Source organism: Streptomyces sp. NPDC088261 (assembly GCF_044740805.1).
Classification (GTDB): Bacteria; Actinomycetota; Actinomycetes; order Streptomycetales; family Streptomycetaceae; genus Streptomyces.
In genome coordinates this window covers 284748-298531 of the sequence record NZ_JBIURL010000001.1, presented here as the reverse complement: position 1 = coordinate 298531, position 13784 = coordinate 284748, and the positions used below count along the sequence as shown (strand labels likewise).

Here is a 13784-nt window from a genome sequence, read left to right as displayed (position 1 = left end):
GGGTTGGGCTGAGTAGGCTCGGTTTCCATGGAGCATGAGGTGTTCGTTCCGGTGACGGCAGAGGTCCTCCGGCAGACGCTGCGGGACCCCGTCCGCGTCGCCCGCTGCGTACCGGGACTCCAACAGGACGCGGACGCCGACGCGGGCGCGCTCGCCGGGCGGCTCAAGGTCCGGGCCGGAGGCCACACCATCACGTACCGGGGCGCCCTGACGCTGACCGAGGGCGCGGACGGTGTCTTCACCGCCGGGGCCGAGGGTACGGAGATCCGGGGTACGGGCTCCGCCAAGCTGACGCTCACGCTGCGGCTGACCGACACGCCGGGCGGCGACGGCACCACCCTCGTCTTCACCGGCGCCTCGCGGGCCGAGGGACGCCTCGCCGAGCTGCCCCCGGAGGCGGCCACGGCGGCGGCCCACCGGCTGCTGAACCGGTTCGTCACCCGTTTGGCGGAAGAGGCCGAGGGGGTGGGGGCCGCCGGGGCTTCCTCGGGAGCGAGCTCGGATTCTTCCGAGGACGACTCCGACGACGAGACGTCCGCCGTCCCGTCGGACAAGCCCGCGCCCCCGCCGTCCGCCGACCGGGCCGCCGACCCGCTGTCGCCCGCCCAGGACGACCACGGTCACGCGGACGACGACCAGGACGCCGACACGGACGGCGTCGACCCCGACGCCGACGCCGGCAGCGGCTTCGGGGCCTCCGTACCCCCCTCCGCCCTCGACGGCCCGCTCGACGTGCCCCTCGACGGCGAGACCACCGCCGGCGAAGGTGACTTCCTGGTCCCCGACGAACCCCCCGCCGAGGCCGCCCACGCCCGCCGCACCATGATCGGGCGCAGCGCCGAGGAGGTCGACCACGCGCCGCCGCGCGGCCGGTACGCCCCCGTGCCCGCCCCCGAGGCCACCGGGGCCGTCAGCGCCACGCTCCGGTGGATCGCGCCCGCCGCCGCCCTCGCCCTCGCGTCCGCGGTGGTCGTCGGGCGTGTCCTGCGCCGGCGCAAATAGGGCCCGCGTAAATAGGGCCCGTGCAAGGAGGGCCCGTGCAAGGAGGGGCAGCGCGAGCAGCCGCGGCGCAAGCAGGGGCGGGCGCCAGTACTGTCGGAGGGTGACTAGCAGCGATGAGAGCATCCGACTGAAAGCCGGCGACGCCGAGTTGACCATCGACCCGGAGAACGGCTGCCGCATCAGCAGCCTGCGGATCGACGGGACGGAACTGCTGCGCCAGGGCGAGCGGTTCGGCTGCTTCCCGATGGTGCCGTGGTGCGGCCGGATCGAGAACGGCCAGTTCCGCACGGGTGACGTCGTGCACCAGATGCCGTTGAACTCCGGCCCGCACGCCATCCACGGCACCGGCCGCGACACCAGCTGGCGGGTCGCCCGCACCAGCGGGACCGAGACCGAGGGCCGGGCGGCGGCGACCGCGAGCAGGGCGGCGTTCAGCTACGACCTGACCGAGCCCTGGCCGTACAGCGGACGGGTCTCCCAGACCTTCGAGCTGGCCGAGGACTCCCTGGTCCTCACGATGGGGGTGGAGACGTACGACTCGTCGTTCCCCGCGCAGGCCGGCTGGCACCCGTGGTTCCGCCGCAACCTCGGCAACGGCGACGTCCACCTCGACTTCAACCCCGCCTGGCAGGAGGAGCGCGGCGAGAACTCGCTGCCCACCGGCCGCCGCATCGAGCCGGTGCCCGGCCCCTGGGACGACTGCTTCGGGATGCCCGACGGCGTCGACGTCACCCTCACCTGGCCCGGACAGCTGCGGCTGAAGGTCACCAGCCGCGAGGAGTGGGTCGTGGTGTACGACGAGCAGGACGAGGCGGTCTGCGTAGAACCGCAGTCGGGCCCGCCGAACGGCCTGAACACCGCGCCCCGCCTCGTCACCCCGCTGGAGCCGCTCGAAGTGTCGGCGAAGTGGAGCTGGCAGCGGCTCTGAGCGAGCGGACAGCGGCGCCGAGCGAGCCGGAGCGGCGGGCTCCGAGCGCACCGGCAACCCCCCTGACCGGGCGGTCTAAGCTCGTGACCATGACTGACGTACGCGCTGAACTGCTCCAGCAGATCAAGGACATCGCCGTGGTCCACGGCAGAGTGACCCTCTCCTCGGGTCTTGAGGCCGACTGGTACATCGACCTGCGCCGGATCACGCTGGACGGTCACGCCGCGCCGCTGGTCGGTCAGGTCATGCTGGAGACCACCGCCGAGCTGGACTTCGACTGCGTGGGCGGGCTCACGCTCGGCGCCGACCCGGTGGCCACGTCGATGCTGCACGCCTCCGCCGCGCGCGGAAAGCGGCTGGACGCGTTCGTGGTGCGCAAGGCGCAGAAGGCGCACGGCATGCAGCGCAGGATCGAGGGGACGGACGTCAAGGGCCGCCGCTGCCTGGTGGTCGAGGACACGTCCACCACCGGCGGCTCCCCGCTGACCGCCGTGGAAGCGGTACGGGAGGCGGGCGGCGAGGTCGTCGCGGTCGCGGTCATCGTGGACCGGGGCGCGGCGGCGACGGTGCGGGAGGCGGGGCTCCCGTACCTCCACGCGTACACGACGGCGGATCTCGATCTGGCCTGAGCCCCGCCGGAAACTTCCGGAACTCCGGCCTGAGGCTCCTGCGATGTCTGCTGCCTGCCGGTGTCTGTCACCCGCCCTGACCTGGCCCTTTGCGGGCATGGGGGCCGTTTCACGTGAAACGGCCCCCGGCCAGGGCCGAGCCCGGACGAGAGTCTGGAAAGATGGGGCCGACGATGACGTCGCCCCACGACATGCCCCCGGTCAGGGACTAGTCCTCACACCCGCACATCACAAGGAGCGGCCCGATGCCCATCGCAACCCCCGAGGTCTACAACGAGATGCTCGACCGGGCGAAGGCAGGCAAGTTCGCCTACCCGGCCATCAACGTCACCTCGTCCCAGACCCTGCACGCTGCGCTGCGCGGCTTCGCGGAGGCCGAGAGCGACGGCATCATCCAGATGTCCACCGGTGGCGCGGAGTTCCTGGGCGGCCAGTACAACAAGGACATGGTGACGGGCGCCGTCGCGCTCGCCGAGTTCGCCCACATCGTCGCCGCGAAGTACGACATCACGGTGGCGCTGCACACGGACCACTGCCCCAAGGACAAGCTCGACACGTACGTCCGCCCGCTGCTCGACGTCTCCGCCGAGCGCGTCAAGGCCGGCCGTAACCCGCTCTTCCAGTCGCACATGTGGGACGGCTCCGCCGAGACGCTCGCCCACAACCTGGAGATCGGCTCCGAGCTGCTCGCCAAGGCCGCCGCCGCCAAGATCATCCTTGAGGTCGAGATCACCCCGACCGGTGGCGAGGAGGACGGCGTCAGCCACGAGATCAACGACTCGCTCTACACCACGGTCGAGGACGCGCTGCGCACCGCCGAGGCCCTGGGCCTGGGCGAGAAGGGCCGCTACCTGCTGGCCGCGTCCTTCGGCAACGTGCACGGCGTCTACAAGCCGGGCAACGTCGTCCTCCGCCCGGAGCTGCTCAAGGACCTCCAGGAGGGCGTCGCCTCGAAGTACGGCAAGCCCTCCGGCAGCCAGCCCTTCGACTTCGTCTTCCACGGCGGTTCGGGCTCCTCGGCCGAGGAGATCGCCACCGCGCTGGAGAACGGCGTCGTGAAGATGAACCTCGACACCGACACCCAGTACGCGTTCACGCGGCCCGTCGTGGACCACGTGTTCCGGAACTACGACGGTGTGCTGAAGGTCGACGGCGAGGTCGGCTCGAAGAAGACCTACGACCCCCGCACCTGGGGCAAGCTCGCCGAGGGCGGCATGGCCGCGCGGGTCACCGAGGCGTGCGGCGCGCTGCGCTCCTCGGGCACGAAGATCAAGTAGCGGATCACATAGCGGATCAAGCAGCGGATCACGTAGCGGTCACGTAGCGGATCCAGCGGCAGGCACCAGCTCAGCACCCCGGGCCCGGTATCCCTCACGATGCCGGGCCCGCGTCATGCCCGGAGGGACCTCACCATGGGCCACGTGGACTTCGATTTCGACACCGCCATCGACCGCACCGGCACCTGGTCCGTGCAGTGGGACGGCGTCGCCGACCGCTTCGGCGCGGCGGCGGCCCACGGGATGCTGCCCTTCACCATCTCCGACATGGACTTCGCGTCGCCGCCGGTGGTGCTGGACGCGCTGCACCGCCGGATCGCGCACGGCGTGCTCGGCTACACGGACTGGCGCAACGACGACTTCCTGTCGGCGGTACGGCACTGGTTCGCGAGCCGGTACGACACCGCGATCGACACGGACCGGCTGGTGTACGCGCCGTCCGTGCTCAACCAGCTCTCCCAGCTCCTGCGGATGTGGACCGGGCCGGGGGACGGGGTGGTGGTCCACACGCCGACGTACGACGGTTTCCTCAAGGCGATATCCGGGCTCGGGCGCGAGCTGCGCGGGGCGCCGGTCGGCGACACGGCCGCGCTGGAGCGGCAGCTCGCCCGGCCCGGCAGCAAGGTGCTGCTGCTCTGCTCGCCGCACAATCCGACGGGGCGGGTATGGACGGAGGCCGAGCTGACGGAGTTCGCGCGGCTGGCGGAGGTGTACGGGGTCGCGGTGATCAGCGACGAGATCCACGCGGACTTCCTGCACGAGGACTTTTTGTACGGGGGCTCCCCGCACGCGGACGTCCCGCGCGACGCTCTCGCGGGCGACGCCCCCGCCCCCGCCGCCTCCCGTACGACAGGTACGCCCAGCCCCCGCCACCTCCCCTGGACCCGCTTCGGATCCGGCCGCTGGGCGCTCATCACCTCCGGTTCCAAGGCCTTCAACTTCCCCGCGCTGACCGGTTCGTACGGCATCATCGGCGACCCCGCCGACCACGCCGCCTTTCTCCGCCGGATGGCCACCGGCGAAGGGCTCGAATCGCCCGCCGTGCTGGCGCTGACCGCCCACATCGCCGCGTACCGCGAAGGCGCCCCCTGGCTCGACGCCCTCAACACGTATGTCGAACAGAACCTCCTCCTGCTCGCCGACCGGCTGAACACCGCCTTCCCCCAGCTCGGCTGGCGCCCCCCGCAGGCCGGCTACCTCGCCTGGATCGACCTGCGCCCCCTCGGGATCGACGACGACGCGCTCCAGCGGGAGCTGGTCGAGCGCGAGAGGGTCGCGATCATGCGGGGTTCGACGTACGGGGCCGGCGGCGACGGATTCGTACGGCTCAACGTGGGCTGTCCGCGCGCCAAGGCGGAACGGGGTGCCGACGCGCTGATCCGAGCGCTCGGGAGGCTCGCCACCTGACCTCCCGGCAGGGATGATCCGGGTATGGAGATCAGGCTGTCCTCGGCCAAGGGCCGCTGGATCATTCTCACGACGGTGCTCGGTTCCAGCATGGCCCTGCTGGACGGGACCGTCGTCAACGTGGCGCTGCCGCACATCGGGGACGACCTCGATGCGACGCTCTCCGCCCTCCAGTGGACCGTCAACGCGTACACGCTCACCCTCGCCGCGCTGATCCTGCTCGGCGGCTCGCTCGGCGACCGCTACGGGCGGCGCAGGGTCTTCGTGATCGGGGTGGTGTGGTTCGGGCTCGGCTCGCTGCTCTGCGGGATCGCGCCCAGCGCCGATCTGCTGATCCTCGCGCGGGCGTTGCAGGGCATCGGCGGGGCGCTGCTGGTCCCCGGCTCCCTGGCGATCATCCAGGGGAGCTTCCACCCGGACGACCGGGCGCGGGCCGTGGGCGTGTGGTCGGGGCTCGGCGGGGTGGGCGCGGCGGTCGGGCCGTTCCTCGGCGGGTATCTCGTGGACGGGCCCGGCTGGCGCTGGGTGTTCCTGATCAACCTGCCGCTGGCCGCGATCTGCGTGCCGGTGGCGCTGCGGCACGCGCCGGAGTCCAGGGACCCGGCGCACCACGGCCGGTTCGACGTGACGGGCGCGGTGCTGGGCGCGGGGGCGCTGGCGCTGGTGACGTACGCGCTGATCGCCAAGGAGCCGTGGTCGGGGCTCGCGGGCGTGCTGGTCGCGGTCGGGTTCGTGCTGTACGAACACCGCACGCCCGATCCGATGCTGCCCCTGTCGATCTTCAAGTCCCGGCTGTTCACCTCGGTGAACCTGGTGACGCTGTGCGTGTACGCGGCGTTCGGCGGGTTCTTCTTCCTCGGCTCGCTCCAGCTCCAGGTGGTGGTGGGGTACTCGGCGCTGGGCGCGGGCGCGGCCCTGCTGCCGACGACGGCGCTGATGCTGCTGTTCTCGGCGCGGTCGGGGGAGCTGGCGGGGCGGATCGGGCCGCGCATCCCGCTGACGGTGGGGCCGCTGCTGTGCGCGGGCGGGCTGCTGCTGATGCTGCGGGTCGGCCCCGGTGCCTCGTACCTCGCGGACGTCCTGCCGGCGCTGCTGGTGCTGGGCCTGGGGATGGTGACGATCGTCGCGCCGCTGACGGCGACGGTGCTGGCGTCGGTGGAGGTGGGGCGCGCGGGGCTGGCGAGCGGGATCAACAACGCGGCGGCCCGCGCGGCGGGGCTGCTCGCGGTGGCGGCGCTGCCGCTGATCGCGGGGACGAGCCCGGAGGCGTTCCGGTCGGCGACCGAGTTCAACCACACCTTCCGTACGTCGATGCCGCTGTGCGCCGGGATCCTGGCGGTGGGCTCGGTGGTCGCGTTCCTGACCGTACGGACGCCGAAGCCGGCGGAAGCGGGGGCGCCCGGCGACCACGAGCGGTCCGAGGGGCCCGAGTGCCGGATCCACTGCGGGTTGTCGTCGCCGCCGCTGGAGCCGGTGCGGGAGGCGGACCGTTCGGCGGACCGTCCGGCGGCGGACGGTGGCGCGGGACGTGCCTCCTGAGCGGCGCCGCCGATCGGGGCGGGGGCCGGGCGGGGCAGGGCAGACTGTAGGCATGGCCATTCACAAAGATCTTCTCGGGGGGCCGCCCCCCACCGAACTGCCCGACGATCCCGAGCCGCGCGAGCTGCTCGCCAACGGGACCTCGCCCGCCGACGTCGCCGCGAAGTACCCGACCTCCTCGCTGGCCTGGGCCCGGCTCGCCGACGACGCGTTCGAGGGCGGGCGGGTCGTCGAGTCGTACGCGTACGCCAGGACCGGATACCACCGCGGGCTCGACTCGCTGCGGCGCAGCGGGTGGAAGGGGCACGGCCCGGTGCCGTGGGAGCACGAGCCGAACCGCGGCTTCCTGCGCGCGCTGCACGCGCTCGGCCGGGCGGCGCAGGCGATCGGTGAGCAGGAGGAGTACGAGCGCTGCTCGACGTTCCTGCGCGACTCGTCGCCGCTGGCGGCGGACACGCTGGGCTGAGCCCGGCCCGTACGTGCGCCCGGCTCGTACGTCCGCTCACAGCGGATCGCGGTTCGATAATCATTGAACGAGCAACCTTGCGAAGGCCCGCCCCGTCTCTCCCGGGGGCGGGTCTTCGTCGATTTCCGGTGCGGGAGGGGCTGAGGTGAATGGCCGTGGTGACGGGGGAACGCCGTGGGCCGCGCGGTCGCGCGCTGCTGTTCGGTCTCTGCCTGGCGGTCCTGATCGGCGCCGGCGCCTCCCTGGGCTCCTGGCAGCGCGGCCCCGAGCCCGCCACGTTCACGACCGCGCGGGGGCACGGCAGCCCGGTCGGCTCCGGCACCCCGCGCCGGTACCTCGTACAGGTCGAGACCGGTACGGGCCTGTCGGCCGACCGGGCGGCCACCGAGATCCAGCACATCCTCGCCGACCCGCGCAGCTGGGCCGCGCACGGGCGCGGCGCCTTCCAGCTGGTCGCCGAGCACGCGGACGCCGACTTCGTCATCAGGATCGCCACCCCGGCGACCGCCGACCGGCTCTGCCGGGCCGAGGGGCTCGACACCCACGGCGAGCTGAACTGCGAGACCTCCGAGGGCGTGGTGGTCAATCTGCGGCGCTGGACGGAGGGCTCGCCCACCTTCGACGGGCCCGCCTCCGACTACCGGCACCTGATCATCAACCACGAGATCGGCCATGAGATCGGCATCCGGCGGCATCTGGCCTGTCCGGGCCCCGGCCGGCCCGCGCCGGTGATGATGCAGCAGATCAAGGGCCTGGACGGCTGCCGGGCGAACGCCTGGCCGTACGACGACAAGGGGACGTATCTCTCGGGGCCCCCGGCCTGACGGTCCTCGCGGGGCTTCTGTGGCCTGGCGGAGCCGCGCGCCGGGAGCCGGATTATGATGCGGACAGGGGACCGGAGCTCCGAGACGAACGGAAGGGGCGGACCGCTACCCGGTAGCAATATCGAGGAGACAGCAATGTCGCACGCCCCCGATGCCTCCGGATCCGCGGGTTCGGACACGCCGCATCCTGACACCCCGCATCTCGACTTCGCGGGTACCACCCCGTACGAGGACTACGTCCAGGCGGACGTCCTCACCCACCTCCAGCACCCCCGCTCCGACGACCCGGGCGAGATGGTCTTCCTCGTCACCACCCAGGTCATGGAGCTGTGGTTCACCGTCATCGTCCACGAGTGGGAGACCGCGTCCCGCGCCCTGCGCGAGGACCGGATCCAGGTCGCCGTGGACGCGCTCAAGCGGTCCGTACGCGAGCTGGAGGCGCTCAACGCCTCGTGGAAGCCGCTCGGCCAGCTGACGCCCGCGCAGTTCAACTCGTACCGCGGCGCCCTCGGCGAGGGTTCCGGTTTCCAGTCCGCGATGTACCGGCGGATGGAGTTCCTGCTCGGCGACAAGTCGGCGTCGATGCTCGTACCGCACCGGGGCGCCCCGCGCGTCCACGCCGAGCTGGAGAAGGCCCTGCACGAACCGAGCCTGTACGACGAGACGCTGCGGCTGCTGGCCCGGCGCGGGCTGCCCGTGCCCGGCGCGGTGGTCGAGCGCGACCTCTCCCAGAAGTACGAGCCGTCGCCCGAGGTCGAGCGGGTCTGGGCCGGCGTCTACGCCGACGCGGACCAGCACTCCGAGCTGATCAGGCTGGGCGAGGCGCTGACGGACGTCGGTGAGCTGGTGTGGCGCTGGCGCAACGACCACCTGGTCGCCACGCGGCGCGCGATGGGCTCCAAGACCGGTACGGGCGGTTCCGCCGGGGTGGCGTGGCTGGAGAAGCGCGCGACCAAGAACGTGTTCCCCGAGCTCTGGACGGCCCGCAGCCATGTCTGACACGACCCGCACGGCGGCTTCGGACGCCCCGACCGCTTCCCTCGCCGCACGAGCCGCCGCCCTCGACGCGGCCGACGAACTGGCCGCCCGGCGCGACCTCTTCGCGCTCGACGACAACTCCGTCTACCTGGACGGGAACTCGCTCGGCGCGCTGGCCCGCCACGTACCCGACCGGATGCGCGACGTCATCAGCCGCCAGTGGGGCGAGCTGCGGATCCGCTCCTGGACCGAGGGCGACTGGTGGACCGCGCCGGAGCGGATCGGCGACCGGATCGCCCCGCTCGTCGGCGCCGGACCGGGTCAGGTCGTCGTCGGCGACTCGACCAGCGTGAACGTCTTCAAGGCCCTGGTGGCCGCCGTCCGGCTGCTCGACCCCACGGACCCGGCGCGGGACGAGATCCTGGTCGACGCCACGACGTTCCCCAGCGACGGGTACATCGCGCACTCCGCCGCCCGGATGACGGGCAAACCGCTCGTCCCCGTCGACCCGGCGGAGCTGCTGGGCTCCCTCGGACCGCGTACGGCCGTCGTGCTGATGAACCAGGTGGACTTCCGTACGGGGCGGCTGCACGACCTCCCGGGCATCACCGCCGCCGTGCACGAGGCGGGCGCGCTCGCCGTCTGGGACCTGTGCCACAGCGCGGGCGCGCTGCCGGTGGGGCTGGACGCGCACGGGGTGGACCTCGCGGTGGGGTGCACGTACAAGTACCTGAACGGCGGGCCCGGTTCGCCCGCCTTCCTGTACGTGGCCCGGCGCCACCAGGCCGCTTTCGACTCGCCGTTGCCGGGGTGGACCTCGCACGCCGATCCGTTCGCGATGGCGCCGGACTTCGAGGCGGCGGACGGCGCGACGCGGGGCCGGGTCGGTACGCCCGACATCCTCTCGATGCTGGCGCTGGAAGCGGCGCTCGACGTCTGGGACGGGGTGCGGATCGAGACCGTACGGGCGAAGAGCCTGGCGCTCACGGACTTCTTCCTGGAGTGCGTGGAGGCGTACGCCCCGCCGGGGCGGGTCAGCTCGCTGACCCCTTCGGCGCACGCCGAACGCGGCAGTCAGGTCGCCCTGCGCTGCGCCGAGGCCCCGGCGGTGATGGACACGCTCATCGCGCGCGGGGTGGTCGGCGACCTGCGCAGGCCGGACGTGCTGCGGTTCGGCTTCACGCCGCTGTACGTGGGTTTCGCGGACGCGGAACGGGCGGCGCGGGTGCTGGGCGAGGTGCTGGCGGAGGTGCCGGCGGAGGTCCCGGCCGGGGGGTGACGCGGTTGCCGTCCGGCGGGTGACGCTGCCGTCGTCGGGCAGGTGGTACGGCCGCCGTCCGGCGGATGGCGTACCGGGCGGCGCCCGGGGATGTGATCGACTCCGGCTCCGACTGGTACCGTCCCGGCTGATCAGGTCAATTCGCATCCTGCACCGAGAGGTTGGAGCACCATGCCGGACCCCGGCGCGCACGATCCCGTGGTTCGTGACGCGGCAGAGACCGAGTCGGCCTTCTCGCACCCGGTCGTCCCGCCCGACGCGACCGCCGCGTACGGGGATCACCCCGATCAGGTGATCGACTTCTACGCGCCCCGGGGCAACCAGGAGCGGGTCCCGCTCGTCGTGGTGCTCCACGGCGGGGCGTGGCGCGCGCGGTACGACCGTACGCACCTCACACCGTTCGCGGACTTCCTGGCGCGCCGGGGCTTCGCCGTGGCGAACGTGGAGTACCGGCGCGGCCCGGCGATCCCGCACCAGGGTACGGACACCCCGCAGCCGGACACCGACCGTCCGGCGGCGGGCCGCTGGCCCGAGACCTTCGACGACGTGGCTGCCGCGCTGGACGCGCTGCCCGCGCTGGTGACGGCCGCCGTACCGCAGGCCGACGCCCGCCGGATCGTGGTGACCGGCCACTCGGCGGGCGGTCACCTGGCGCTCTGGGCGTCGGCCCGCCATGTCCTCCCCGAGGGCTCGCCCTGGCGGCTGCCGCACCCGCCGCCCCTGCGCGGGGTCGTGGCGCTGGCCCCGATCGCGGACCTCGTGCGAGCGGTGGAACTGGACGTGTGCGGCGGCGCGATCGTCCAACTCCTGGGCGGCGAGGACCGTTTCGAGGAGCGCCGCCCGAGCGCCGACCCGGCGGCCCTGCTCCCGACGGGCATCGCGACGGCGGTGGTCCAGGGCCGCACGGACCTGACGGTGCCGTACGAGGTGGCGGAGGCATACGTGGACGCGGCGGCCAAGGCAGGCGAAACGGTGGGCCTGACCCTGCTCCCGGACGTGGGCCACTTCCCCTTGATCGACCCGTCGGCGGACGCGTGCGCGGTGGTGGCGGAGGAGATCGCGCAACTGGCGTGGTGAGACGCACGGGCCGCCCCGGTAGCTCCCACCGAGCGCGACGACGGCCGGCGGGCGGCACGATCAGGCCCGTCCGTCCCCGGTAGTCCCCGCCAGGCGCGGCGACGGCCCGCAGCGGCACGATCAAGCCCGTCCGACACCGTCAAGCCCGTCCCGCACGGGTAGGTCCCACCAGGTTCGGCGACGGCCCGCGGCGGCCTGATCAAGCCCGTCCGGCGATTGAGGACAATCAGTGACGCGCGGGCCATCGGACCGCCACCGCACCGCCACCGCCACGCGTCCCGGCAGGGCCACGCCCCCGTCCCCCCGTAGTACCTACGACGGACCCGCCAGGATCCGCTTCCGTGGTGACGACCCCAGCGCCGGCTCCGCCTACCTTGGCAGGGTGACCGAGACAGAGACCGGGCAGACCCGGAGCCCCGAGTTCCGCCTTGCCATGGACGCGATCGGCGGCCTGCGCGAGGACCTCTTCCACGACGCCTTCGCCTACCGTCCGCTCAAGCCCAGGCGGACGGACGGCCCGCTCACCCGCCGGCTGCCCGGCCGGATACGGGAGTACGCGGCCTGGCTGCCGCACGCCGTGGTGGTGGTGGCCGCGACGATGATCTGCCTCATCGGCGTGGTCGAGGAAGGCTCGCTCTTCGGCGGGCTCCCCGCCATCCCCCTGCTGATGACGCTGGTCAGGCCCATCGGCGCCTGGTGGCTCTCCCTCGCGGTCTCCGCCGTCACGAGCGTGATCGGCGCGCACTACGACGGCTGGCCCTGGACCCCCAGCGCCTTCGCCGGGTACCTCTTCGTGATCACGGTGGTCGCGCTCCGGACCCGGCCGCGCACCGCCGCCTGGCTGTGGGTGTGCACCGCGCTGTACGCGACGTTCGCCACCGTCTTCGTCGGCGGGTACGGCGGCGGCGCCACCTCCGCCCCCATGCTCCTCCTCTCCGCCCTGGTCCTCCTCACCGTGACCGTCCTCCACATCCGCCGCGACGCCGAGCAGGAGGTCGCGATCCAGCAGAGCGTCACCGCCGTCGAACGCGACCGGCGCACGCTCCTGGAGGAGCGCACCACCATCGCGCGCGAGCTGCACGACGTCGTCGCCCACCACATGTCGGTCGTGGCGATCCAGGCGGAGGCCGCGCCGTACCGGGTGGAGAATCCGCCCCCCGAGCTGGAGAAGGCGTTCGCGACGATCCGCGAGAACGCCGTCGCCGCGCTGACCGAGCTGCGCCGCGTCCTCGGAGTCGTACGGGCGGAGGACTACCAGGCGCCCGACGCCCCGCAGCCCACGCTCGCCGACCTCGACGGGCTGCTGGCCAACGTGCGGGACGCCGGGCTGACCGTGGAGAAGACGGTGACCGGCGCGGTACGGGAGCTGCCACAGGGCGTCGAGTTGTCCGCGTACCGGATCGTCCAGGAGGCACTGAGCAACGCGCTCCGGCACGCGCCGGGATCCACCGCACGCGTCGAGATCAGTTACGTCCTCGGCGGGCTCGGGCTGCGGATCGTCAACACACCGCCGCGCGGGCTGGTGAAGCCCTCGCCGGGCGCGGGGCACGGCATCACGGGGATGCGCGAGCGGGTGTCGATGCTGAACGGTGAGATGACCGCGGATCTCCAGGAGGACGGCGGCTACGAGGTCGCGGCGTTCATCCCGGTGACCGCCGTGAAGGACGGGGACGCGGCATGACCATCAGGGTGCTGATCGTCGACGACCAGGTGATGGTCCGCGAGGGTTTCTCGGTGCTGCTCAACGCGATGCCGGACATCGAGGTGGTCGGCGAGGCGGTGAACGGGCGCGAGGCCGTCACGCAGGTCGCCGCCCTTGCCCCGGACGTCGTCCTGATGGACATCCGGATGCCGGAGCTGAACGGGATCGAGGCGACCCGCGAGATCGTCGCGGCGGACGCGGCGGCGAAGGTGCTGGTGCTGACGACGTTCGACCTGGACGAGTACGTGTACCAGGCGCTGCGCGCGGGCGCTTCGGGCTTCCTGCTCAAGGACGCGTCGGCGCGGCAACTGGCCGACGGGGTACGGGTGGTGGCCTCCGGCGAGGCCCTGCTCGCCCCGACGGTGACGCGCCGCCTGATCACGGAGTTCTCGAAGCTCGCGGAGACCCCGAGGCCCCCGGCCCTCGCCCGCGTCGGCGATCTCACGGAGCGGGAGACGGAGGTACTGGTGCTGATCGCCCAGGGCCTGTCGAACGCGGAGATCGCGGAGCACCTGGTGGTGGCGGAGTCCACGATCAAGACGCACGTCAGCCGCATCCTGGTGAAACTGGGCCTGCGCGACCGCACCCAGGCGGCGGTGTTCGCGTACGAGGCCCGGCTGGTGACCCCGGGCTAGCGAGGCTCGCTCCGGGACGGGGGATCCGTACGGGGCCCGGT

Annotated in this window: 13 protein-coding genes; all 13 read left to right on the top strand. The window is 72.7% G+C overall.

Annotation, left to right across the window (positions count from 1 at the left end; all coding sequences use genetic code 11):
* Positions 1-27: 27 nt before the first annotated feature.
* Positions 28-1002 (top strand): SRPBCC domain-containing protein, encoded by a 975-nt coding sequence (locus ACIODU_RS01255; RefSeq protein ID WP_401762531.1) that lies wholly within the window; start codon positions 28-30, stop codon positions 1000-1002.
* 100 nt (positions 1003-1102) lie between these two features.
* Complete coding sequence (locus tag ACIODU_RS01250; protein ID WP_401762528.1) at positions 1103-1930, top strand: aldose 1-epimerase; 828 nt, start codon at positions 1103-1105, stop codon at positions 1928-1930.
* An 89-nt stretch (positions 1931-2019) separates the two neighbouring features.
* Positions 2020-2559 carry an orotate phosphoribosyltransferase gene (pyrE, locus tag ACIODU_RS01245; RefSeq protein ID WP_161310681.1) on the top strand — a complete coding sequence of 180 codons (540 nt, stop codon included), beginning with the start codon at positions 2020-2022 and terminating at the stop codon, positions 2557-2559.
* A 245-nt stretch (positions 2560-2804) separates the two neighbouring features.
* Positions 2805-3836, top strand: coding sequence for a class II fructose-bisphosphate aldolase (gene fbaA, locus ACIODU_RS01240; protein WP_327235325.1), 1032 nt, complete (start codon positions 2805-2807; stop codon positions 3834-3836).
* A gap of 135 nt (positions 3837-3971) precedes the next feature.
* Positions 3972-5243, top strand: coding sequence for a MalY/PatB family protein (locus ACIODU_RS01235; RefSeq protein ID WP_401762525.1), 1272 nt, complete (start codon positions 3972-3974; stop codon positions 5241-5243).
* A gap of 24 nt (positions 5244-5267) precedes the next feature.
* Positions 5268-6782 carry an MFS transporter gene (locus ACIODU_RS01230; RefSeq protein WP_401762522.1) on the top strand — a complete coding sequence of 505 codons (1515 nt, stop codon included), beginning with the start codon at positions 5268-5270 and terminating at the stop codon, positions 6780-6782.
* 52 nt (positions 6783-6834) lie between these two features.
* Positions 6835-7248, top strand: coding sequence for a DUF3151 domain-containing protein (locus ACIODU_RS01225; RefSeq protein ID WP_161310685.1), 414 nt, complete (start codon positions 6835-6837; stop codon positions 7246-7248).
* Between the two features lie 149 nt (positions 7249-7397).
* Positions 7398-8072 (top strand): DUF3152 domain-containing protein, encoded by a 675-nt coding sequence (locus ACIODU_RS01220; RefSeq protein WP_401762519.1) that lies wholly within the window; start codon positions 7398-7400, stop codon positions 8070-8072.
* Between the two features lie 135 nt (positions 8073-8207).
* The gene (locus ACIODU_RS01215) at positions 8208-9071 is read left to right on the top strand and encodes a tryptophan 2,3-dioxygenase (protein ID WP_401762516.1); all 864 of its coding nucleotides are present in this window, start codon (positions 8208-8210) and stop codon (positions 9069-9071) included.
* The gene (gene kynU / locus ACIODU_RS01210; protein WP_401762513.1) at positions 9064-10329 is read left to right on the top strand and encodes a kynureninase; all 1266 of its coding nucleotides are present in this window, start codon (positions 9064-9066) and stop codon (positions 10327-10329) included. Before ACIODU_RS01215 ends, kynU begins: the two co-directional genes overlap by 8 nt.
* A 171-nt stretch (positions 10330-10500) precedes the next feature.
* Positions 10501-11406, top strand: a complete 906-nt coding sequence (locus ACIODU_RS01205; protein ID WP_356418707.1) for an alpha/beta hydrolase — start codon at positions 10501-10503, stop codon at positions 11404-11406.
* A gap of 433 nt (positions 11407-11839) precedes the next feature.
* Positions 11840-13087 (top strand): histidine kinase, encoded by a 1248-nt coding sequence (locus tag ACIODU_RS01200; RefSeq protein ID WP_356418812.1) that lies wholly within the window; start codon positions 11840-11842, stop codon positions 13085-13087.
* The gene (locus ACIODU_RS01195; RefSeq protein ID WP_356418710.1) at positions 13084-13743 is read left to right on the top strand and encodes a response regulator transcription factor; all 660 of its coding nucleotides are present in this window, start codon (positions 13084-13086) and stop codon (positions 13741-13743) included. The genes ACIODU_RS01200 and ACIODU_RS01195 overlap by 4 nt, the downstream gene beginning before the upstream one ends.
* Positions 13744-13784: the final 41 nt, after the last annotated feature.